This is a genomic window from Microbacterium pollutisoli (assembly GCF_053586795.1).
The window spans coordinates 492,396-514,024 of record NZ_JBNYWT010000002.1 but is presented as its reverse complement, the minus strand read 5'-3'; the positions used below and the strand labels follow the sequence as shown (position 1 = coordinate 514,024).

20 protein-coding genes are annotated in these 21,629 nt (G+C 70.1%); 13 read left to right on the top strand and 7 right to left on the bottom strand.

The features are described from left to right. Window position 1 precedes the first annotated feature (1 nt). Window positions 2–2,764 (top strand): glycoside hydrolase family 2 protein, encoded by a 2,763-nt coding sequence (locus ACQ143_RS07295; protein WP_449570041.1) that lies wholly within the window; start codon window positions 2–4, stop codon window positions 2,762–2,764. Continuing rightward, a complete protein-coding gene (locus ACQ143_RS07290; RefSeq protein ID WP_449570040.1) occupies window positions 2,761–3,492 on the top strand; it encodes a Type 1 glutamine amidotransferase-like domain-containing protein in 732 nt (243 codons plus the stop codon). Before ACQ143_RS07295 ends, ACQ143_RS07290 begins: the two co-directional genes overlap by 4 nt. Before the next feature lie 308 nt (window positions 3,493–3,800). Here the strand turns inward: ACQ143_RS07290 and ACQ143_RS07285 are convergent, their stop codons facing one another. Continuing rightward, window positions 3,801–3,929, bottom strand: coding sequence for a hypothetical protein (locus ACQ143_RS07285; protein ID WP_449570039.1), 129 nt, complete (start codon window positions 3,927–3,929; stop codon window positions 3,801–3,803). Between the two features lie 186 nt (window positions 3,930–4,115). Between ACQ143_RS07285 and ACQ143_RS07280 the strand changes: the two genes are divergently transcribed. Both ACQ143_RS07280 and ACQ143_RS07275 read left to right on the top strand, forming a co-directional pair. Next, a complete protein-coding gene (locus ACQ143_RS07280; protein WP_449570038.1) occupies window positions 4,116–5,180 on the top strand; it encodes a hypothetical protein in 1,065 nt (354 codons plus the stop codon). 87 nt (window positions 5,181–5,267) lie between these two features. Continuing rightward, entirely contained in the window at window positions 5,268–5,468 is a 201-nt protein-coding gene (locus ACQ143_RS07275; RefSeq protein WP_449570037.1) for a zinc-binding dehydrogenase, read from the top strand. Between the two features lie 6 nt (window positions 5,469–5,474). Here ACQ143_RS07275 and ACQ143_RS07270 read toward each other — a convergent pair whose 3' ends face one another. Beyond that, entirely contained in the window at window positions 5,475–5,930 is a 456-nt protein-coding gene (locus ACQ143_RS07270) for a flavodoxin family protein (RefSeq protein WP_449570036.1), read from the bottom strand. A gap of 211 nt (window positions 5,931–6,141) precedes the next feature. Between ACQ143_RS07270 and ACQ143_RS07265 the strand changes: the two genes are divergently transcribed. The 4 genes from ACQ143_RS07265 to ACQ143_RS07250 are packed head-to-tail and all read left to right on the top strand — an operon-like array spanning window position 6,142 to window position 9,934. Continuing rightward, entirely contained in the window at window positions 6,142–7,152 is a 1,011-nt protein-coding gene (locus tag ACQ143_RS07265) for a siderophore ABC transporter substrate-binding protein (protein ID WP_449570035.1), read from the top strand. A 10-nt stretch (window positions 7,153–7,162) separates the two neighbouring features. After that, window positions 7,163–8,143, top strand: a complete 981-nt coding sequence (locus ACQ143_RS07260) for an ABC transporter permease (RefSeq protein WP_449570034.1) — start codon at window positions 7,163–7,165, stop codon at window positions 8,141–8,143. Continuing rightward, complete coding sequence (locus ACQ143_RS07255) at window positions 8,136–9,182, top strand: iron chelate uptake ABC transporter family permease subunit (protein WP_449570033.1); 1,047 nt, start codon at window positions 8,136–8,138, stop codon at window positions 9,180–9,182. The genes ACQ143_RS07260 and ACQ143_RS07255 overlap by 8 nt, the downstream gene beginning before the upstream one ends. Beyond that, a complete protein-coding gene (locus ACQ143_RS07250) occupies window positions 9,179–9,934 on the top strand; it encodes an iron ABC transporter ATP-binding protein (RefSeq protein ID WP_449570032.1) in 756 nt (251 codons plus the stop codon). Before ACQ143_RS07255 ends, ACQ143_RS07250 begins: the two co-directional genes overlap by 4 nt. Here ACQ143_RS07250 and ACQ143_RS07245 read toward each other — a convergent pair. From ACQ143_RS07245 to ACQ143_RS07225, 5 genes are all read right to left on the bottom strand, one after another. Continuing rightward, complete coding sequence (locus tag ACQ143_RS07245; RefSeq protein ID WP_449570031.1) at window positions 9,928–10,458, bottom strand: DUF488 domain-containing protein; 531 nt, start codon at window positions 10,456–10,458, stop codon at window positions 9,928–9,930. The genes ACQ143_RS07250 and ACQ143_RS07245 overlap by 7 nt on opposite strands. 74 nt (window positions 10,459–10,532) lie before the next feature. Next, window positions 10,533–10,709, bottom strand: a complete 177-nt coding sequence (locus tag ACQ143_RS07240; protein WP_449570030.1) for a CsbD family protein — start codon at window positions 10,707–10,709, stop codon at window positions 10,533–10,535. A 176-nt stretch (window positions 10,710–10,885) separates the two neighbouring features. Then, complete coding sequence (locus ACQ143_RS07235; RefSeq protein WP_449570029.1) at window positions 10,886–11,467, bottom strand: dihydrofolate reductase family protein; 582 nt, start codon at window positions 11,465–11,467, stop codon at window positions 10,886–10,888. Between the two features lie 48 nt (window positions 11,468–11,515). After that, on the bottom strand, window positions 11,516–12,436 hold the full coding sequence (locus ACQ143_RS07230) for a DUF808 domain-containing protein (protein ID WP_449570028.1): 921 nt from the start codon (window positions 12,434–12,436) through the stop codon (window positions 11,516–11,518). A gap of 17 nt (window positions 12,437–12,453) precedes the next feature. Then, window positions 12,454–13,494: a mechanosensitive ion channel family protein gene (locus ACQ143_RS07225; RefSeq protein ID WP_449570027.1), complete on the bottom strand. Its 1,041-nt coding sequence runs from the start codon at window positions 13,492–13,494 to the stop codon at window positions 12,454–12,456. Between the two features lie 91 nt (window positions 13,495–13,585). On the opposite strand from ACQ143_RS07225, the gene ACQ143_RS07220 reads away from it, so the two are divergent. The 5 genes from ACQ143_RS07220 to helR all read left to right on the top strand — a co-directional run bounded on the left by ACQ143_RS07220 (window position 13,586) and on the right by helR (window position 21,620). Beyond that, window positions 13,586–15,661: a heavy metal translocating P-type ATPase gene (locus ACQ143_RS07220; RefSeq protein ID WP_449570026.1), complete on the top strand. Its 2,076-nt coding sequence runs from the start codon at window positions 13,586–13,588 to the stop codon at window positions 15,659–15,661. Window positions 15,662–15,793: 132 nt separating this feature from the next. Further along, window positions 15,794–17,320 (top strand): MATE family efflux transporter, encoded by a 1,527-nt coding sequence (locus ACQ143_RS07215; protein ID WP_449570025.1) that lies wholly within the window; start codon window positions 15,794–15,796, stop codon window positions 17,318–17,320. A 78-nt stretch (window positions 17,321–17,398) separates the two neighbouring features. Continuing rightward, window positions 17,399–18,196, top strand: a complete 798-nt coding sequence (locus ACQ143_RS07210) for an alpha/beta fold hydrolase (protein WP_449570024.1) — start codon at window positions 17,399–17,401, stop codon at window positions 18,194–18,196. A 39-nt stretch (window positions 18,197–18,235) separates the two neighbouring features. Continuing rightward, window positions 18,236–19,318 (top strand): DNA glycosylase AlkZ-like family protein, encoded by a 1,083-nt coding sequence (locus ACQ143_RS07205; protein ID WP_449570023.1) that lies wholly within the window; start codon window positions 18,236–18,238, stop codon window positions 19,316–19,318. A gap of 130 nt (window positions 19,319–19,448) precedes the next feature. Beyond that, on the top strand, window positions 19,449–21,620 hold the full coding sequence (gene helR / locus ACQ143_RS07200) for an RNA polymerase recycling motor ATPase HelR (protein ID WP_449570022.1): 2,172 nt from the start codon (window positions 19,449–19,451) through the stop codon (window positions 21,618–21,620). Window positions 21,621–21,629 lie beyond the last annotated feature (9 nt).

The window sequence follows — 21,629 nt, the reverse complement described above, 5'->3', positions numbered from 1 at the left end:
GATGCTGGAATCGCTCGACGCCATCGAGCGCCGCCGCTGGCTGGCCTCGCCCCTGTGGGGCGATCGGTGGACCGCAGACCACGCCGCGCTGCCGGTGGTGGCTGCCACGGCGACGCCCGCGACGGCGGTAGGCAACGGCGTCCCGCGCGAGGCGCTCTCGCTCGACGGTGCCTGGAAGCTGGCGGGAGCCCTCCCGGGCCGGGAGTTCTCGATCGACCGCTGGGTGGGCGATGACGCGGATGCCGTGCGCCGCCAGCCGGTGAGTTGGCACCTGCCCGAAACCGACCGGTCGTCGTGGGTGGCGGCATCCGTTCCCGGCACGGTGCAGGGTTCGCTCGTCGAAGCCGGGGTGATTCCCGACCCACTGCAGGATGCGAACACCTACGACGAACTGATCGCGCACGGTGAGCCCGCTGCGTGGCCGTGGCACTTCCGCCGCACGAGGGTCGAGCAGCAGGAGTGGTGGTACGCCCGCGAGTTCCGGGTACCGGAGCACTGGCGGGGCAAGCGGGTGCGGCTGCGCTTCGACGGCATCGACTACTCCGGCACCGTCTATCTCAACGGGGAGCCGATCGCTCAGCACGCCGGCATGTACGGCGGGCCCGAGATCGACATCACCGCGCTCGTGCGCTTCGACGGTGACAACGAGCTGGTGGTGCGGATCGACCCGCCGCCGCGTGACTGGCACGGTGTCATGAAGCCGTCGCCGGGGTGGGGGTGGCACTACGGCCATCTCATCAGCATCGGGCTGTGGCGGTCGGTGGTCGTGGAGGCCGTGCCCGACGTGGAGCTCGCCGACGTCTTCGTCGCGACGACGCGCCTCGACGATGACGGTGCCGCGCACGTGCGCGTGCAGTGGGACCTTGTCACGAGGGCCGACGTGACGGGCCCTCCAATCGACGTCGCGGTCGAGATCCGGCGCCCCGACGGATCGGTCGCGGTGCGCACGGGTGCCACGGTGGCCGCGGCATCCGGGACGTCCCGTCACGCCCTCGACCTGCATTTGCCCGAGGCCGACCTCTGGTGGCCGTTCGGCTACGGCGAGCAACCGTTGCATCGCCTCGAGGTCGCGGTGGCCGGTGACGTGCAGACCCTGGAGTTCGGGGTGCGCACCGTTGACTACCTCCCGCTGGCGGCACGGCGCGTCGTCGAAGGCGAAGAGGAGTACGACTGGCAACTCGTCGTCAACGGGCGGCCGATGTTCGTGAAGGGCGCCAACTGGTGCTGGACCGACTCGATGGCCCGTCGCGGATTCGAGATCGACCGGCACCTCCTCGATCTCGTCCGGCGGGCGAACCTGCAGATGGTGCGGGCGTGGGGCGGTGGCACGGTCGAAAGCGACGCGTTCTTCGACGAATGCGATCGCCTCGGTATCCTGGTCCTGCAGGAGTTCCCGCTGTCGTTCGGCATCGACGCATCCGCGCCCGCGCTCGCCGTCATCGACGAGCAGGCCTCGCGCATCGTGCGGCGCCTGCGCAACCACCCCTCGCTGGTGCTGTGGGGCGGAGGCAACGAGAACCCCGCGACCCGTACGTCCGACGACGCGCTCACGGTGATCGGGCGCCGCGTCGCGCAGCTCGATCCGACGCGGCGATTCCACCGCACCGATCCGTGGGGCGGGAGCGAGCACTTCTACGGCGTGTACCACGAGGGCATGCCCGTCGACGCGTACCGCGACTACCTGCCGGCGGTGTTCGGCGAGTACGGACTGTCGAGCCAATGCGACGTCGAGAGCATGCAGCGCTTCCTCGACCCGGCGCTGTTGGAACAGTGGCCTCCGCCCGCCCACGGGGCGATCGTGCAGCATCAGTCGCAGTTCTCGCTGTTCGATCTGTTCAAGCAGGCCCGGTACGCCCACTACGGACCGCTCACCGACTGGTCGACGTTCATCGAGTACAGCCAGATCGCCCAGGGCGACGCCCTCCGCTTCGCGTCCGAGCGGATGCGTGCCGAGGCCGGCGAACAGACGGCCGGCTACTGGTTCTACAAGATCGGCGAGGCCTTCCCCGGAGCATCGTGGTCGATCATCGACTACTACGGCCGGCCGAAGCTCTCCTACTACCGCGCCGCGCAGTTCGGCGCCGCGCGGTCGGCCTTCGCGGTCACCGACCGAACCGAGTTCGACGCGGGCGACACGTTCTCCGCGCGGGTGGTCGTGAGCAACGACACCCCCGATTCGCTCGCTCGCGCCCGGGTGACAGCCCGGCTGTACGACGCGAAGTTCCGCATCCTGGCGGAGCAGACCGCCGACGTGACACGGGATGCCGGTACCCGCGCCGACGCGTTCACGCTGGAGACGACCGTGCCCGCCGAGCACCTCGCACCGCTCGTGCTGTCCGTCGCGTTGGACGGTGCGGACGGCATCCGGATTGCGTCGACCTGGTACGCGTTCAACGCGCGCGCGGACGCGCCGGCGGCACGCGCCCTGGAGGCGATGCGGCTGGAGGATCTGTCCGACCGGCCCGCGGATGAGCTCCTCGCTCCGTACTTCGAGGGAACGGCGCCGTTGCGCGATCAGCCCCGCACCACGCTGGCCGCGCGCCGTAACGGCGACGCCTTCGTGATCGAGAACATCAGCGCCCACCCGGCACCGCTGGTGATCATCGACGGGTTCCCGCACGAGCCCGGCAGATGGCTGGCCGACAACGCGTTCGGGCTGGAGCCGGGCGAGCGCAGGGTGGTGCCGTTCCACGTGGGCGACGGCGACGTGACCGGGGTGCGCGTGCGCGCCTGGAACGCCGACTCGGTCGCGGTCGACGGGTGAGTCGGCGCACCATCCTCGCGACGTGCACCGGCTGGATCAGCGGCGAGGACCGTGTCGACCTCAGCCCGGTGCAGCGCTACGCGGTCGAGCTGACCGGTGTGACGGGCCGTCGCGTGCGGGTGGCGTACGTGAACACGGCCGGCGGCGACCAGCTCGCCGATGAGGAGCGGGAGCAGGCGGCCGCCCGGAAGGCCGGCGTCGACGCGATGCACGTGCGCCTGTTCGGCCGTACGGTGATCGACCTCGACGAGGCGCTGTCCGACCGTGACCTCATCTGGGTCGGCGGTGGCAGCGTCGCCAACCTCCTCAGCGTCTGGCGTCGCCACGGCCTCGAGCGGGTGCTGACCGCCGCGTGGGAGCGCGGCGTCGTGCTGGCCGGAACCTCGGCGGGGGCGATCTGCTGGCACCGCGGGGGTCCGACATCGTCGTTCGGGGAGTTGGCGTTGGAGACCGACGCGCTCGGCCTCATCCCGGGCTCGCTCGGGGTGCACTACGACTCGCAGCCGGGTCGCAGGCCGCTCCTGCATGATGCGGTGGCCCGTGGCATCCTGCCCGATGGCTTCGGGCTGGATGAGGGCACCGCCGTCCGCTACGACGGGACCGCGGCGGTCGAGTTCCTCACCGAGTCGCCCGCGGGCGGCGTTCACCGGGTGAGCCGGGCGGGCGACGGTGTGGTCGAGGAACGGATGCCGTCCCGCCTCCTTCCCGGCATCCCCGGCATCCGCTGAGCAGGAGAACTCCGCGCCGCAGGATGATTCTGCGGCTGTGGTCCTGCCCAGCCGGCGTCTTCCTGCGTACCGAACTCGCGCGCGGAGCGCGTCCGGGGGGGCGGATCAGCAGCTGGTGCGGGTCTTCCGCGTTGCCGCATACAGGCTTGCTCGCACTTCAGCGGCAGCGAGCCTCGCCTCGTGAGCTGTTTCGCCTGTAGCGGCACGCGTGCCGGTGGCAAAAGCAGGCCAGATCGCGCCGACCAGGGCTCGCCCCGCCCCGTCGGTGTGGTTCAGCCTGCTTTTGCCACCGGTGTCCCCGGAACTGATCAGCCTCCGGCGCGGGTCTCGTCGAGCGCGCGCACGAGCACCTGACGCAGCACGTCGCGGTCGACCGGCGCCAGCCGCGGCAGGTAGAGGCACACCACGCTGGAGCGATGCGGTCCGAGCGCGCCCAACAGGTCGCCCCATCGATGTAGGAGTTCGCCACATTGCGTGGAATCCTGACCCCGCAGCCACTGCCAAGTACCGTGGAATCCCAGCATCCACCGCCATCTTGAGCGGGAACCTACAGCGGGAGAAGCGCACCGTGATGTGAGCCGGCATTCGTGAGGAGATGCGCGACTGTCCGGCAAGCTGGGACGGTGGATGATCTAGCGAATGCCTTGCTGCGTGGTCCGCGCGGTCGTCGGATGTGTCTGGAGTACGTCGCTCGCACTGATGAGACGGCGCACACTGCGTTGTTCTGGCTCGGTCACAGGCTCGATGCGAATCCGGGCACGCTCCTCCGCTTCCCTGGGGGTACTTCCGACCCGGCACCGGACCCGACGTTCAGCGCCGATGACCTCGCGGCTCTCATCGACGATGTCGACCTGACTGATATCCGTGCGGACGTCCTGAGGGAGGCGCTGCAGGCGTCGGTCGATCAGGCGCGCTACTGGCAGGAGCCCGACGGCGCGGATACCGTCGCCGCACTTCCGCCGGTACTGCGCGCGCTCGACCGTGTCGCGCAGCGCTTGGTCACCGCGATGCCCGACCTCACCGCGCCCCGCGGGTACGCACAGTGGGCAGTGCAGTGGTGTCCGCTTGCGGACAGCGAACCCCTGGTGCGGGACCCTTCAGTCGTGCTGGCCGAGTGGACCCGCGCCCAGCGTGCGGACGAGGAACGCTCAGCACGCGAGCGACCCCGGGACCCTCACGCCAACTGGTCGGGCACTTGGTGGTCGGTGCCGCAGACGCTTCTCGCGACGCGGAGCAGTCCGGCGGATGCTCTTGAGCTGGTGGAAGACTCTCTCGGCTGGGAGGTCGCGACGATCATCCCCGTGCGCGGAGCGGGGCGGACACTCGAAATCCAGACGCCGGAGGATTGGGCAGGTCTCTGCCGCGAGTACCCGATGGAGGTCACCGCGTCCCGGCGACACGACTGGTTCCGGGTTACCGGGCGTGACGGACCGTGGCTGATCCCTGATTGGGAGCGGGTTGCCGCGCGGTGGGATGCCGTGCACCTCACGACGCTCGGGTACTTGTCCGCGGCCACCACGTTGATCGAGGTCAACGAGGAATACGGGTCAGTGATCGGCGGCTGGGCTCCCGACTCCACCATCTGGCTCACCGACGTGGCCCGCGAATGGACTCCACAGCGCCAAGAGTGGACCCGCCCGCACGACGACTGGCGCTGGAGTCCGTCCGAACTCCCACCCGCCCGCTGAGCGACCGAGAAGCCGGCGGCGATCGGCGGCGAGGCCTCACAGATCGTCGGCATCGCCGGCGGGTCGTTCGACTGGAACTTCTTCGCCGTGCCGTACGAGGTCGACTTCACCAGCACCTATTGGGGCACGATCGCCGAACTCCACGAGGTCGCGGCGCTCTACCGCGAGGGCAAGATCGTCCCCGACATCGAGTACTACGCCCTCGACGACGCCCTCGAGGCGTACCGAAAGCTGCAGGACGGGACGCTGTCCGGCCGCGCGGTGGTCACGCCGCACGGGCGCGGCTGACCGAGGTCACGAGAGGCTCAGCGTCCATGCCGCGGTGCCGCCGAGCTCCTCGGCAGCCTCGAGGTGGGCGGCATCCACGGGCCCGGTGAACACGAGCGGCGGCGCCACGAGCTTCAGGCCGAACCCGGCGGCGATCGACGTCATCGCGCGCTCGGCGCCGGTCGTGTCGTGCCCGCCGTGGATCCAGTAGGTGAACGGCCGGGAGGCCGTCGTCAGCCGGGTGTCGTTGTAGGTCGTGTCGAAGAAGTGCTTGAGCGCGCCGGAGAGATACCCGAAGTTCGCGGTCGTGCCGAAGACATAACCGTCGGCGGCGAGCACGTCGGCACTGGTCCCCTCGAGCGCCGCGCGGTCGACGACCTCGACGCCCTCATCGCGTGCCGTCTGGGCGCCGGCGAGCACCGCATCGGCGATGGATCGCACCGCCGGCGACGGCGAGTGGTGGACGACGAGCAGCCGGGGCATGCCGCCAGACTAACCCGGAGACGCGCCCACGAGCCCGGCACACCAGGGGCGCGCGCCCCCACGTCAGCATGCCGCGACATTGTCCCGGCGCAACAAAGTGGACATCCCGCATTCGACCGCACTAAGGTAACCCTTACCTAACATCAACGTCGCTTTCAGGTTCGGCTTCCGCCGTTTCCCGGGCGCGACCTTTCTTGGAGAAGGCAATCTCGTGCACGCCACACCGAACAGCTCGTCACGTTCCTCCCTCGCTCTGAAGACCGGCGCCCTGGCGCTGGGCGCCCTGCTGCTGGCCGGCTGTGCCACCGCCTCCGCCGAGGTCCCGGCCGAACCGGTCGCCGAGACCACCTCGATCGAGGTCACGGACAACAACGGCGCGCACACGATCGACCTGCCGCTGACCTCGGTCGTGGCCACCGACAACCGCACCTTCGAGACGCTCGCCGACTGGGGCGTCGAGCTGACGGCCGCGGCCGTGTCGCTCATGCCCGACACCATCTCGTACACCACCGACTCCGACATCATCGACCTCGGCTCGCACCGCGAACCCGACCTCGAGGCCGTCGTCGCCGTCGCCCCGCAGCTCATCATCAACGGACAGCGCTTCGCGCAGTACCACGACGACTTCGTCTCCCTCGCCCCCGACGCCGTCATCCTCGAGCTCGACCCCCGCGACGGTGAGCCCTTCGAGGAGGAGCTGAAGCGCCAGACCACCGTGCTGGGCGAGATCTTCGGCAAGCAGGCCGAGGCCAAGGAGCTCAACGACGCCCTCGACGCCGCCATCGAGCGCGCGAAGGCGGCCTACGACAAGGCCGACACCGTGATGGCCGTCAACACTTCCGGCGGCGAGATCGGCTACCTGGCTCCGGGCGTCGGCCGCACGCTCGGCCCGGTGTTCGAGTTCCTCGGCCTGACCCCCGCGCTCGAGGTGGACGACGCCACCGACGACCACCAGGGCGACGACATCTCGGTCGAGGCCATCGCCGCCTCCAACCCGACCTGGATCCTCGTCATGGACCGTGACGCCGCGGTCGCGGCCGACGATCCCGCCTACGTCCCCGGTGCCGAGATCCTCGAGAACTCAGAAGCACTCGCGGGTGTTACGGCCGTGCAGGAGGGCAACATCATCTACATGCCCGCCGACACCTACACCAACGAGGGCATTCAGACCTACACCGAGTTCCTGAACGCCTTCGCCGACGCCCTCGAGGCCGCCGCGTAAGCACGCGGTCATGACCACGACCGCACCGGTCCGGCGACGCGCCGGCAGACTGTTCGATCCCGCACTCCTCATCGGAGTCGTGGTCGTGGCAGCGCTGCTGGCGCTGTCGCTGTTCACCGGCGTCTACGACATCTTCGGCGCCGCCGACGGCAGCGAGATGTTCGCGATCACCCGCATCCCGCGCACGATCGCGCTCATGCTCGCGGGCGCCGCGATGGCGATGTGCGGGCTCGTGATGCAGCTGCTCACCCAGAACCGCTTCGTCGAGCCCACCACCACCGGCACCACCGAGTGGGCCGGCCTCGGCCTGCTCGCGGTGATGATCCTCATGCCGACCGCAGGCATCATGACCAAGATGATCGGGGCGATCATCGCCGCGTTCGTCGGGACGATGGTGTTCTTCCTGTTCCTCCGGCGGGTGTCGCTGCGCTCCTCGCTCATCGTCCCGATCGTGGGCATCATGCTGGGCGCCGTCGTCGGTTCGGTGTCGACCTTCATCGCACTGCAGTCCGACGCGCTGCAGACCCTCGGGGTCTGGTTCGCCGGCAGCTTCACCTCGGTCATGCGCGGCCAGTACGAGGTGCTGTGGATCGTGGCGGTGGTCGCGCTGGTCGTCTTCATCGTGGCCGACCGGTTTACCGTGGCCGGCCTCGGCGAGGACATCGCCACCAGCGTCGGCGTCAACTACAACCGGATGGTCATGGTGGGCACCATGCTCATCGCGATCGCCGTGGGCGTGGTCACGGTGGTCGTGGGCAACCTGCCGTTCCTGGGGCTGATCGTGCCCAACATCGTCTCGATGGTGCGCGGCGACGACCTGCGCAGCAACCTGCCGTGGGTGTGCCTGCTCGGCATCGCCATCGTGACGGTGTGCGACCTGGTCGGGCGCACGATCATCGCCCCGTTCGAAGTGCCTGTCTCGCTCATCCTCGGCATCCTCGGTGCGGCTGTGTTCATCTTCCTCCTCCTCCGGCAGCGGCGCCGTGTTTAGGGCGCTCAACTCCCGCGGCACAGCCGCCCCGGCATCCCCCCGGCCCCTCGGCGCGTTCGGGTCACCGCGCGCCCGCCGCCGCTACATCGTCGCGCTGACCGTGCTCATCGTGCTCGCCGCGGTGTTCGCGATCGGCCTGCTCGCGTGGGACAACCCCATGCCGTTCGGCACCGACGGGTTCTGGCGCATCGCGCAGCTGCGGGTCACCAACCTGGTCGTCCTGGCGATCGTCGCCGTGTGCCAGGCGCTGGCCACCGTCAGCTTCCAGACCGCGACGAACAACCGCATCATCACGCCGTCGATCATGGGGTTCGAGTCGCTCTACACCGCGGTGCAGACCTCGTCGGTCTACTTCCTCGGCGTCGCCGGACTCGTCTCCCTGCAGGGCATGACGCAGTTCGTGCTGCAGGTCGCCCTCATGGTCGGCTTCTCGCTGCTGCTGTACGGCTGGCTGCTGTCGGGCCGCTACGGCAACCTGCAGATCATGCTGCTGGTCGGCATCGTCATCGGCGCCGGGCTCGGGTCGGTGTCGTCGTTCATGCAGCGCCTGCTGACCCCGAGCGAGTTCGACGTGCTGGCCGCGCGCCTGTTCGGCAACGTCTCCAACGCCAGCCCGGAGTACTTCCCCGTGGCGATCCCGCTGGTCATCGTGGCCGGCGCGCTGCTGTGGGCCGACGCGCAGCGCCTCAACGTGCTGTCACTGGGCCGCGACACCACCATGAGCCTCGGCATCGATCACCGCCGCCAGGTCATGCGGGTGCTGCTGCTGGTCTCGATCCTGATGGCGGTGTCCACGGCGCTGGTCGGCCCGATGGTGTTCCTCGGGTTCCTCGTCGCCACCCTCGCCTACCAGCTGGCCGACACGTACGACCACCGGCACATCTTCCCGGTCGCCGTGCTCACCGGCTTCGTGGTGCTCGCCGGCGCCTACTTCATCATGAAGAACGTCTTCTACGCGCAGGGCGTCGTGTCGATCATCATCGAACTGGTCGGCGGCTCGGTCTTCCTGTTCGTCATCCTGAGAAAGGGACGCCTGTGATCACGCTCACCGACGTGCGCAAGGACTACACGACCGAGGTCGTGATCGGTCCGGTCGACCTGCAGATCCCCGCCGGCGGGGTCACGGCGCTGGTCGGCCCCAACGGCGCCGGCAAGTCGACGCTGCTCACCATGATCGGGCGGCTCATGGGGGTGGATGCCGGGACGATCGAGATCGCCGGCTACGACGTCACCACCACGAAGTCGAAGGACCTCGCCAAGATCGTGTCGATCCTGCGGCAGGAGAACCACTTCATCACCCGGCTCACCGTGCGCCAGCTCGTGGGCTTCGGACGGTTCCCGCACTCGAAGGGGCGGCTGACCCGCGCGGACGACGAGGTCATCACCCGCGCCATCGAGTTCCTCGACCTCACGGCGCTGGCCGACCGGTACCTCGACGAGCTGTCCGGCGGCCAGCGGCAGCGCGCCTATGTCGCCATGGTGCTCGCGCAGGACACCGAGTTCGTGCTGCTCGACGAGCCGCTCAACAACCTCGACATGAAGCACTCGGTGCAGATGATGAAGCACCTGCGCCGGGCCGCCGAAGAACTGGGGCGCACGATCGTGATCGTGCTGCACGACATCAACTTCGCCGGGCACTACGCCGACCACATCTGCGCGGTGAAGGACGGCCGGGTGGTCGAGTTCGGCCCGCCGTCGAAGATCATGACCGACGAGGTGCTCACCCGCGTCTTCGAGACCCCGGTGCGGGTGATCGACGGCCCGCAGGGCGCGCTGGCCGTCTACTACTGACCGGCGGGGTAGAACACCGACCCGTCGGCGGCCACGACCGCGCCGGGCGTGAGGGCGGCGGCGTCCAGCCGCGGCCCCGGCATGATGTGGGAGACCTCTTCGCCGGCGGCCAGCAGGTGGTCGGCGATGATGCGGCGATGGCAGCGCCACCACACCGCCTCCGAGCACATCACCGTCGTCGCCACGTCACCGCCCCACGTGCGCAGCCGGTCGAGGCCGTCGCGGAACTCGTCGCCCAGCGCCCAGTCCGCGTAGTTGTGGAAGCTGCGGTTGCGCCACAGGGCGTTGACCTCGTCGGGCACGTCCTTCGCCCGGGGCCGGCGCCCGGCCAGCGCCGGAAGCTGTCGGTAGGAGATGCCGGCATCCGGCAGCGCGACGGCGAGCACGTCGTCGTTGAAGTGCGGGTGGGCGCGTGACCCGGTGAGCTTGCGCACGTCGACCACGAGTCCGACCTCGGCTGCCTGCAGCAGCGCGGTGAACTCCTCCAGCGTGTGGTTCGAATGACCGACGGTGAACAGGGGCATGGGCGCGCGGCATCCGCCGACGACACAGAGAGATGCCCCTGCGGGGACGGCAGGGGCATCTCCGGGACGTCGGCCTACTTGTCGGTGAAGGCGTCCTTGACGTCGTCGCCGACCTTCTTGGCGTGTGCCTTGGCCTGGTCGAGCTTGCCTTCGGCTTCCATCGACTCGTTGTCGGTCGCGTCGCCGACGGCTTCCTTGGCCTTGCCCTTCCACTCCTCGGCGTTGTGCTTGATGTCATCTCCCAAACCCATGGACTGCTCCCTTCTTCCTCGCATCTGCCCGATGCAGAGCTCGTCTGTGAGAGGTCAGATTAGAGCGGATCATCGCATCGACAGAGGGGGTTGCCGCCGAGGCATCCGTCGCGTAATGTGCTCCGACCGGCGGCTGCAGGATGCCGGCACCAGGCCGGTCCGGCGGCACCCGCTCATCAGGCGCTGAGCACGTCGTAACGGTGCATCGTGACGCCGCCGTCGAACCTCGTCTGTTCGATCAGGGCGAGACGCAGCGGCCCGGTCGTCTCGTCGAACAGGGGGCGCCCGGCGCCGAGCACGACGGGGTGCGTGAACAGCAGCAGCTCGTCGATGAGGCCGGCGCGCAGCATCTGGGTGGCGATGTCCACCCCGCCCACGCCGATGCGGCCGTCGGTGTCACGGCGCAGCTGTGCCAGCTCGGCGATCGCGTCACCGGTCGCCCCGATGGCGCGCGTGTTGTCGCCGGCGCTGGTGCGGGTGCGTGAGACGAGCACCTTCGGCACCGACGTCCAGATGTCGCCGAACTCGCGCAGGTAATCGGGCAGGGTCTGGTCGTCGCGGGCGTCGGGCCAGAACGGGGACATGATCTCGTACATGACGCGGCCCTGGATCATCACCGCCAGCTCCCGTGCCCGCGCGTTGAACGCGCGGTGAAGCTGCTCATCGATCGTGACCCAGTCGTCGCCGCCGTGTGGACCGTCGGGCGCCTGCACTCTCAGGTCGAGCGACACGTTCATCCAGTACACGACCCGTCCCATGCAAGCCGATGGTAGGCCTGCGGGGTGGGGGATGCCAGGGGTGCGGCGTCAGTGGCGGGCGACGACCACCGGCGACACACCACCCTCGGTGAAGGTCGGCTTCTTGCCGAACAGCTTGCCGATGCCCAGCACGATGCCGACGATCACCAGGCCCAGCGCCAGCCCCGCGATCGCCGAGACGAGGGTCTCGCCGATCCACACGATGACCGCGCCCAGCGGCGCGAGCAGGTGCTCGATGCCGTGCAGCAGGTCCAGCGGCAGCGCCCAGCCGACCTCGCCGAGGTTCTGCAGCACCAGGTGGCCGCCGACCCACAGCATCGTGACGGTGCCGATGACGCTGATGACGCGGAACACCGCCGGCATGGACCGGACGATGCGGGTGCCGGTGTGGCGCACCCGCCGGTCGTCGTCTTTTGCCATCTTCAGACCGATGTCGTCGATCTTCACCAGGAGTGCGACGGCCCCGTAGACGACCCCGGTCATGAGCAGGCCGATGACGCTCAGCACCGCGAGGGTCATCCAGATGCCCATGCCCGCGTCGAGGGATGCCAGCGAGATCAGCATGATCTCGGTCGACAGGATCAGGTCGGTGCGCACCGCACCGAGCACGAGGCGCTTCTCGTCGCGCTCGCCCTCGTCGGCGTGCCCGTGCCCGAAGCCGAACCACTCGAGCACCTTCTCGGCGCCCTCGAAGCACAGATACGTCCCGCCGATGATGAGCAGGAACGGCAGCACCCACGGCGCGAAGGCGGTCAGCAGCAAGGCGATCGGGATGATGATGACGAACTTGTTCACCAGCGACCCGAGCGCGATCTTGCCGACGACCGGCAGCTCGCGGGCCGGGAGCAGCCCGTGCACGTACTGCGGCGTGACGGCGGCGTCGTCGATCACGACACCCGCGGTCTTGGCCGAGGCCTTCATGGCCGCACTGAGGATGTCATCGACGACCGCGAGAAGACCAACAGACATGCCAGAACGCTACCGCGTCAGGCTGTCTGTTCCATGCGCACGCGCCTCACGGGCAGCGCGTCGGGGTGGTTCTGCTGCAGCCAGGTGACCATCTGCTCGCGGACGAGGCACCGCAGGGTCCACTGGTCGCCCGAGTTCGCCGCCGACACCACGAAACGCACGGTGATCCACCCGCCCTGCGCGTCGGTGACGACGACGCTCGACGCCCGGCGGTCCCACAGCGGCGTCGCCTCGAGGATCTCGTCGAACTTCGCGCGCACGTCGTCGAGCGGCACCCGCCAGTCGAGATCCATGAACACGGTGCCCAGCACCTTGTCGGAGCGTCGCGTCCAGCTCTCGAACGGCTGGTTGGTGAAGTAGGTGCACGGCAGCACGAGGCGCCGCTCGTCCCAGATGTTCACGACCACGTACGACAGGGTGATCTCGCCGATCCTCCCCCACTCGCCCTCGACGACCACGACGTCGCCGACGCGGACCGCGTCGCTGAAGGCGAGTTGGATGCCGGCGATGAGATTGCCCAGGGTGGATTGTGCGGCCAGGCCCGCGATGATGCTCACGATGCCGGCCGAGGCCAGCACGCTCGTGCCGACCGCCCGCACCGCCGGGAACGTGAACAGCACGGCGCCGATGGCGAACACCGCGATCAGCACGACGAGCAGCCGGCGCACCACCGACAGCTGCGTGCGCCGGCGGCGGGACTGCGGGTCGAGCACGTCTTCGGGTGTGTAGACGCTCATCGCCCGGGTGATCGCCGAGGTCACCGCCGAGGAGGCGAGCCACGCGACGGCGATGATCGTCGCGATCAGGAAGCCGTGGGAGACGGCCGGCCACCATGACTGCGCGCCCGGGGCGGTGACCGCCCCCACGATCCACAGCACCACGAGCGTCAGCACGACGGCGATGCGGGGCAGCCCCCGGTCGAACATCTCGCGCAGCCATTCGCGCCTGCGGGACACGGCGCGGGTGACGACCCGCAGGACGATCAGCACCACCGCCAGGACGATGAGGGCGACGACGGCGACCACCAGGGTGCCCAGCCAGGTGCGGGAGTCGAACATTGAGTTTCCTCTCTGTCGGTCGGCCCGCCCAGCCTAGAGCCGATGGCGTCGGGGGTTGCAACCCATACCCCAGGGGGGTATCGTCCGAGACGTGAGCGAACACCACACCGCGCAGGACGCGCACGCCGGGCATGACCACGCCGCGCATGCCGGCCACGCCGACCACGGCCATGCCGGCCCCGTCGGCCATGATGCGCACGCCGGGCACGGCGACCACGTCGGTCAGTTCCGCCGGCTGTTCTGGATCATGCTGGTGCTCGCCATGCCCGTCGTAGGGTTCTCCCCGATGTTCGCGCACCTCATCGGCTACCCGCTGCCGGACGCCGCGTGGGCGAGGTGGCTCTCACCGGTGCTGGGCACCGTCATGTACGTCTGGGGCGGCCGCCCGTTCCTGACCGGCGCCGTCGCCGAGCTGCGTACCCGCACACCCGGCATGATGCTGCTGATCGGCCTCGCGATCACCGTGGCGTTCGTCGCGTCGTGGGGTGCGAGCCTCGGCATCCTGCACCACGAACTCGACTTCTGGTGGGAACTGGCGCTGCTGATCGTGATCATGCTGCTGGGCCATTGGATCGAGATGCGCTCGCTGGCCCAGACCACCTCGGCGCTCGACTCGCTCGCCGCGCTCCTGCCTGACGAAGCCGAGCGGGTCGACGGCGACACCACTGTGGTGGTCGCCCCGGACGAGCTCCGGGTCGGCGACCTGGTCGTCGTCCGCCCCGGCGGCCGCGTGCCCGCCGACGGCCGCATCATCGCCGGCGGCGCGAGCGTCGACGAGTCCATGATCACCGGCGAGTCGAATCCGGTGCGCCGCGAAGCGGGCGACCCGGTCGTCGCAGGGACCATCGCGACCGACTCCGGCATCCGCGTCGAGATCACCGCCGTCGGCGACGACACCGCGCTCGCCGGCATCCGCAAGCTCGTCAGCGACGCGCAGAACTCCTCGTCACGCGCACAGCGGATCGCCGATCGCGCGGCCGGCTGGCTGTTCTGGTTCGCGCTGACCGCCGCCGTGGTCACGGCGATCGTGTGGACCCTGGTCGGGTCCGTCGACGACGCCGTCGTACGCACGATCACCGTGCTCGTCATCGCCTGCCCGCACGCGCTGGGGCTCGCGATCCCCCTCGTGGTGTCAATCGCGACCGAGCGGGCCGCCCGCGCCGGCGTGCTCATCAAAGACCGCCTGGCACTGGAGAGCATGCGCACCGTCGACACCGTGCTGTTCGACAAGACCGGCACCCTCACCAAGGGGGCGCCCGCCGTGCTCGAGGTCGAACCCGCCGCCGGTTTCGACGCCGACCGGCTGCTCGCGCTCGCCGCGGCGGCCGAGACCGACTCCGAGCACCCCCTCGCCCGCGCGATCGTCGCCGCCGCGACCGCGCGCGGGGTCAGCGTGCCGACGGCGACCGACTTCCACTCCGAACCGGCCACCGGCGTGCGCGCGGTCGTCGACGGCCGCGTCGTCCAGGTCGGCGGGCCCTACCTGCTCGAGCAGGAGACGGTGGTCGAGCTCGACATCACGGATTCGTGGCGTGCCGACGGTGCGATCATCCTGCACGTGCTCGTCGACGGGCAGGTCGCCGGTGCGCTCAAGCTCGCCGACGAGATCCGGCCCGAATCGAGGGATGCCGTGGACGCCCTGCGCCGGCTCGGTATCGGCGTGGTGATGATCACCGGCGACGCGGAAGCGGTGGCGGCCGCCGTCGCCCGCGACCTCGGCATCGACCGGTGGTTCGCCGGGGTGCGCCCCGAGAACAAGGCGGCCGCGGTGCAGCGCCTGCAGGACGAGGGGCGGCGGGTCGCCATGGTCGGCGACGGCGTCAACGACGCCCCCGCGCTCGCGCAGGCCGATGTCGGCATCGCGATCGGTGCGGGCACCGATGTGGCCATCGCCTCGGCCGGCGTGATCCTCGCCGGCGACGACCCCCGCGCGGTGCTGTCGATGGTCACGCTGTCGACGCAGAGCTACCGCAAGATGGTGCAGAACCTGTGGTGGGCCGCCGGCTACAACCTCATCTCGGTGCCGCTGGCCGCGGGCGTGCTCGCCCCGATCGGGTTCGTGCTGCCGATGTCGGTGGGCGCCGTGCTCATGTCGCTGTCGACGATCGTCGTCGCCGTCAACGCGCAGCTGCTGCGCCGGCTCGACCTCCGCCATGCACCGGTGTGACGTCGCAGATCCGACGACCTGACGCCGGAGATTCCCGGCGACTTCCCCGAAACGATTCGATACCATCAAGGGTTGCCATCGGCATCCCTCCCTCGTCTTCTGCCCGTCTCTTCGTTTCGAGAGCCCCCACGCATGTCCACCACCCTGACGACCGGCCGTCCCTGGCGCGTCATCCTGATGTTCTCGGTGCCCCTGCTGATCGGCAACGTCGTCCAGCAGCTCTACCAGTTCGCCGACGCCATCGTCGTCGGCCGCCAGCTCGGCGTCGACGCGCTCGCGGCCGTCGGCGCGACCGGCAGCCTGCTGTTCCTCCTGCTCGGCTTCGCCTGGGGTCTGACGTCCGGCTTCGCAATCCCGACGGCCCAGGCCTTCGGCGCGCGCGACTATGCCGGGGTGCGCCGGTCGGTCGCGTCCGGCACGATCCTCACCGCCGCCACCAGCGTGGTGCTGACCATCGCGGCGCCGCTGCTGGCGGAACCGGCGCTCGTGATGCTGCAGACCCCGCCCGAGCTCGTCGCCGAGGCGACGGTCTTCGCGCAGGTCAGCTTCCTCGGCGCCGCCGCGATGATGTCGTTCAACTTCCTCGCGGCGATCATCCGCGCCATCGGTGATTCGCGCACGCCTCTGGTGTTCCTCACGCTCGCCTGCATCCTGAACGTGGGCCTGGTCATCGCCATGGTCGGTCCGCTCGGGTGGGGCGTGGGCGGTGTGGCGCTGGGGACGGTCGTCTCGCAGGCGGTCTCGGTGCTCCTGTGCCTCGAGTACGTGCGCCGTCGCGTGCCCGTGCTGCACGTCGGCCGCGCCGACTTCAAGGTCACCCGCGCCGACCTGACCGAGCACCTCCGGCTCGGCCTGCCGATGGGCTTCCAGGCCTCGATCATCGCCATCGGGACGCTTGCCGTGCAGGTGGCGCTGAACACGCTGGGTGCCGACGCCGTCGCGGCCTACACCACGGCATCCCGCGTCGATGGCCTGGCCGTCGCCCTGCTGCAGTCGCTCGGGCTTGCGGTGTCGATGTACGCGGCGCAGAATCTCGGCGCCCGGCGCCCCGACCGCATCCGCCGCGGTGTCGTGCAGGCAGTGTGGATGTCGATCATCGCGGCCCTGATCCTGGGCGCCCTGCTCGTGCTCTTCGGCTCGTACATGGTGGGCCTGTTCGTCGGCGACGGCTCACAGGAAGTCGTCGAACTGGCGCACCTCATGCTGATCGTCAACGGCGTCAGCTACAGCGCACTCGGTGTGCTGTTCGTGCTGCGCGGTGCCCTGCAGGGCCTCGGGCATACGCTGATCCCGACCGTCACGGGTGTCGTCGAGCTCGCGATGCGCGTGGGCGCGGCGGTCATCTTCGGGGCGATGTTCGGCTTCGTCGGCGTCGCGCTGAGCAACCCGCTCGCCTGGGTGGGAGCGGCCGTCGTGCTGATCCCGGCGTACGTGCACGCGCACAGCGCACTGGCGCGCATGCCGATCAACCCCGAGACGGTGACGCCGACCACGCCGATCCCCGTCGTGGGCCCCACCGACGGGTCGATGATCGTGGATGCCATCGTCACGCAGCCGATCGCCCTCCCCCAGTCGCCCGCGGGCGCGCAGCGCGGCAACCTCGTGCGCATCTTCGCCCGGCGGCGGCCGGCCCGGGAGCGCCTGACCGGACGCCGGTGAGGCAGCGCCTCGCTGCCGGTCGCGGGTGAGGCAGCACCCTCCCTGCCGGACGCCGCGCGACGGGTGTTGAATCGAAGGGTGACCACCGCCCTGCAGATGCTGACCGAGATGCCCGACCCGCAGTACATCATGGTCGGCGACGGGTACCGGATGGCGACCTACACGTGGGGTGACCCCGGCGATCCGACCGTCGTGCTCGTGCACGGCTTCGCGTCGAGCGCACGCGACAACTGGGTCAACACCGGCTGGGTCCGCGACCTGACGCGGGCCGGCTACCGGGTGCTGGCCGTCGACCTGCGCGGCCACGGGCTCAGCGACAAGCCCCACGACCAGGCCGCGTACCGGCCGCGGGCGCTCGCCGTCGACGTCGAGGCCGCGCTGGACACCTACCTCGTCGACCAGGCGCACTACGTCGGATACTCGCTCGGGGCCCGCGTCGGGTGGGAGGTCGCCCGCGATCTCGGCGACCGCGTCGACCGCCTCGTGCTCGGTGGTGTCCCCGACGGCATCCCCCTCGCCCGTCTCGATTTGGACCAGGTGCGCGCGTACATCACCTACGGCACCGCGGTGACCGACACCGTCACGCAGAACTACATCGCGCTGTCCGACCGGGTGTCGGGCAACGACCTGCGCGCGCTCCTCGCCATCGCCGAGGGTATGCGCGCGTCGCGCATGATCGACCCCGATCCCGAGCGCGCCCCCGAGCAGCCCGTGCTGTTCGCGACCGGGTCGGAGGATGCCGTCATCGACGGCTCGCGGGCCCTCGCCGACGCGTGTGCTCAGGGCCGGTTCGTCGAGATCCCGGGCCGGCACCACTTCAACACCCCGGGGGCGCGGGCGTTCCGCGCAGCAGCGCTGGAGTTCCTGGCATCCTGACCCTTCCGCCGGGTGGCGCGGCGGCGTAGCCTCGTCGGCGTGGCCGAGCCGCACCGCCTGACCCGCGATGACGCGCGCCGCATCGTCGTGCGGGCGCAGCTGCTCGACGCCGACCGGCCCGGCGATGTCGTCGAGGTGGCCGAGCAGCTCACCTACATCAAGATCGACCCGACCGCCACGATCGCCCCGTGCGAGCACACGATGGCGTGGTCGCGCATCGGCTGGTCGTACGAGCCCGGCCACCTGCGCAAGGCCGCCGAGGACGACCGCCTGCTGTTCGAGTTCGGCGGCACCTTCCGCCCGATCAGCCTGCTGCCGTACATGCTGCCGACCATGCGCGCCTGGCCCACGCGCGAGAGCAGTCGGCAGTGGCTCGAGGCGAACGGCAGGTTCAAACGGGAGATCCTCGCCCGGCTGCGCGCCGACGGGCCGACGCTGACCGCCGACATCCCGAACACCGCCCAGGTGGACCGTGCGCCCGACGGCTGGACCGGCGCGAACCAGGTGCCGATCATGCTCGACTTCCTGTGCCGGCAGGGGTTGGTCGCGGTCGTGGGGCGCGAAGGCCGGCACCGGCGCTGGGACCTCGCCGAGCGGGTGTACCCGACGGATCTGCCCGACTACGACGCCGAGGAGGCCGCGCACCTGCTGGCGCAGCGCAAGCTCCAGGCCGTCGGGATCGCGCGGCCGCACTGGTACTGGAGCCCGGTCGGTGAGGAGGGGGAGCCGGCCGTGGTCGAGGGCAGCACGTGGAAGTTCCGCGTCGACCCCGCAGCGCTCGCAGCCCTCGACGAGGGGGCCGGACGGGTCGCGTTCCTCAACCCCTACGACTCGCTGCTGGCCGATCGACCCGGGCTGAAGGAGGTGTTCGAGTTCGCGTATGTGCTCGAGCAGTTCAAGCCGAAGGCCCAGCGCGTCTACGGCTACTTCGCGCACCCGATCCTGCTCGGCGACCGCTTCGTGGGGATGCTCGACGCTGAACACGATCGCAAGGCCGAGGTGCTGCGGGTCAACGCGATCCACGAGTTCGTGCCGTTCGAACCCGACGAGATGGAGATGGTGCGCGCCGAGATCGACGACCTGGCGCAGTGGCTGGGGGTGCCGGTGGCCGGGCTGGCGTGATCGCCTTCCCTTTCCATTATCGCGCGCGAGGGGGGTCTTGCGGCAAGGGCCCCCTCGTGGGGCAGAATCGCAGGTCGCGCGGGAAATCATCCCGCGACGCACGGGACATGATCCCGCTGAGAGGAGACGGATGCCGTCCACCCGCACCGCGAGTGCTTTCGACCTGCCCGAGCGCCTGGCCGCCAAGAACGACCCTGAGCTGATCGCCGCCGACGCCGCGCAGTTCGCGGCGATCGCCGAGACCCTGGAGCGCACGACCACGCGGCTGGAGGCCCAGCTCGCGGCCGAACAGCGCAAGCCCGCGCTCGCCGGCCAGCAGGCGCTCGACCGGGATCTCGAGATCCATCGCCTGGGCAGCCGATTGCGGCTGCTGCGGCGCTTCGGCCTCGACATGTGCCTGGGGCGCATGGTGCGCGCCGACACGGATGAACCGATCTACATCGGCCGGTTCGGTCTGACCGCCGACGACGGTCGGCAGCTGCTCGTCGACTGGCGTGCGCCCGCCGCCGAGCCGTTCTTCGCTGCGACCCGCGCCCACCCGATGGGACTCGTCAGCCGGCGTCGGTACCGCTGGACGAACCGGCGCGTGAGCGACTACTGGGATGAGGTGCTCGCGGCCGACGCCGCGGCATCCGGCGCCGCGCTCGACGACGAGTCGGCGTTCATCGCCAGCCTCGGCTCGGCGCGCTCGCCGCGCATGCGCGACGTGCTCAGCACGATCCAGTCCGACCAGGACGCGATCATCCGCGCCGATTCCCGCGGCGCGCTGGTCGTCGACGGTGGGCCGGGCACCGGCAAGACCGTGGTGGCGCTGCACCGCGCCGCATACCTGCTGTACGCCGACCCGCGCCTGCAGGCGGGACGCGGCGGCGTGCTGTTCGTCGGGCCGCACCAGCCGTACCTCGCCTACGTCGACGATGTGCTTCCGAGCCTGGGTGAGGAGGGGGTGCAGTTGTGCACGCTGCGCGATCTGCTTCCGCAGGGGGTGGATGCCGGCGTCGAGCACGACCCGGCGGTCGCCGCGTTGAAGGCGTCGGCCGCGCTCGAGCGGGCCATCGAACCGGCCGTCGCGCTCTATGAGGAGCCGCCGACGACGCCGCTGCTCGTCGAGACCCCGTGGGCCGATGTCCGGGTGACCCCCGACGACTGGGCCGATGCGTTCGCGTCCGCCGATGCGGGGGCCACGCACAATGACGCCCGCGACCAGGTGTGGGAGGAGCTGCTCGACATCCTCACCGACAAACTCGGCGAGCGGGATGCGCCGCTGACCCAGGCGCGCCGTGCGCTGGCGCGCAACGAGGTGCTGGGTCGCGCGTTCGCGAAGGCGTGGCCGCTGCTGAGCCCCGAGGTCGTCGTGGCCGACCTGTTCACGGTTCCCGCCTACCTGCGACGGTGCGCACCCTGGCTGACCGCCGACGAGGTGGCGGCGCTGCAGCGGGAGGACGGACGGGCGTGGACCGCGTCGGACCTGCCGTTGCTGGACGCCGCGCGGCTGCGCGTGGGTGATCCGGAGCAGAACCGGGTGCGGCGTCGGCGCGAGGCGGCGCTGGCCGAGCAGCGCGCGCAGATGGGACGGGTCGTCGACGAGATCATCGCCGCCGACGACTCGGAGCTCGGCGAGGTGCGGATGCTGCGGGGAGCGGACGCCCAGCACAGCCTCGTGGACGATGCGCTGCTGCCGGCGCTGGATCCCGACGCGCTGGCCGGTCCGTTCGCGCACGTGATCGTCGATGAGGCGCAGGAGTTGACCGATGCGGAGTGGCAGATGCTGATGCGGCGCTGCCCCTCGCGCAGCTTCACCATCGTCGGTGACCGCGCGCAGGCGCGGCACGGGTTCACCGAGACGTGGCAGGAACGGTTGGAGCGTATCGGATTCCGTGACGTGCATATGTCGTCGCTGACGGTGAACTACCGGACGCCCGAGGAGGTCATGCGGGAGGCCGAGCCGGTGATCCGCGCGGTGATCGAGGATGCGAACGTGCCGACCGCGGTGCGCAGCTCCGGCATCCCGGTGCACCACGGATCGGTCGACGAGCTCGAGGGGATCGTCGGTGGCTGGCTCGCGGCTCATGCCGAGGGCATGGCATGTGTGATCTCCGCGGATCCGGTGGAGCGCGTGGGCGGTGACGGGGCTGGCGGCGACCGTGTGCGCTACCTCACGCCGGAGACCGCGAAGGGTCTGGAGTTCGACCTCGTCGTGCTGGTCGATCCGGAACGGTTCGGCGACGGCATCACGGGTGCGGTTGACCGCTACGTGGCGATGACCCGCGCGACCCAGCGGCTCGCGGTGCTGACGGGGTAGCTCGTTGCC

What these genes read in the sequence shown, in the direction of transcription:
- ACQ143_RS07295 (WP_449570041.1), top strand. Translation starts at nt 2, where the DNA reads ATGCTGGAATCGCTCGACGCCATCGAGCGCCGCCGCTGGCTGGCCTCG.
- ACQ143_RS07270 (WP_449570036.1), bottom strand. Translation starts at nt 5,930, where the DNA reads ATGCCCCGGCTGCTCGTCGTCCACCACTCGCCGTCGCCGGCGGTGCGA.
- ACQ143_RS07260 (WP_449570034.1), top strand. Translation starts at nt 7,163, where the DNA reads ATGACCACGACCGCACCGGTCCGGCGACGCGCCGGCAGACTGTTCGAT.
- ACQ143_RS07245 (WP_449570031.1), bottom strand. Translation starts at nt 10,458, where the DNA reads ATGCCCCTGTTCACCGTCGGTCATTCGAACCACACGCTGGAGGAGTTC.
- ACQ143_RS07240 (WP_449570030.1), bottom strand. Translation starts at nt 10,709, where the DNA reads ATGGGTTTGGGAGATGACATCAAGCACAACGCCGAGGAGTGGAAGGGC.
- ACQ143_RS07235 (WP_449570029.1), bottom strand. Translation starts at nt 11,467, where the DNA reads ATGGGACGGGTCGTGTACTGGATGAACGTGTCGCTCGACCTGAGAGTG.
- ACQ143_RS07230 (WP_449570028.1), bottom strand. Translation starts at nt 12,436, where the DNA reads ATGTCTGTTGGTCTTCTCGCGGTCGTCGATGACATCCTCAGTGCGGCC.
- ACQ143_RS07225 (WP_449570027.1), bottom strand. Translation starts at nt 13,494, where the DNA reads ATGTTCGACTCCCGCACCTGGCTGGGCACCCTGGTGGTCGCCGTCGTC.
- ACQ143_RS07215 (WP_449570025.1), top strand. Translation starts at nt 15,794, where the DNA reads ATGTCCACCACCCTGACGACCGGCCGTCCCTGGCGCGTCATCCTGATG.
- helR (WP_449570022.1), top strand. Translation starts at nt 19,449, where the DNA reads ATGCCGTCCACCCGCACCGCGAGTGCTTTCGACCTGCCCGAGCGCCTG.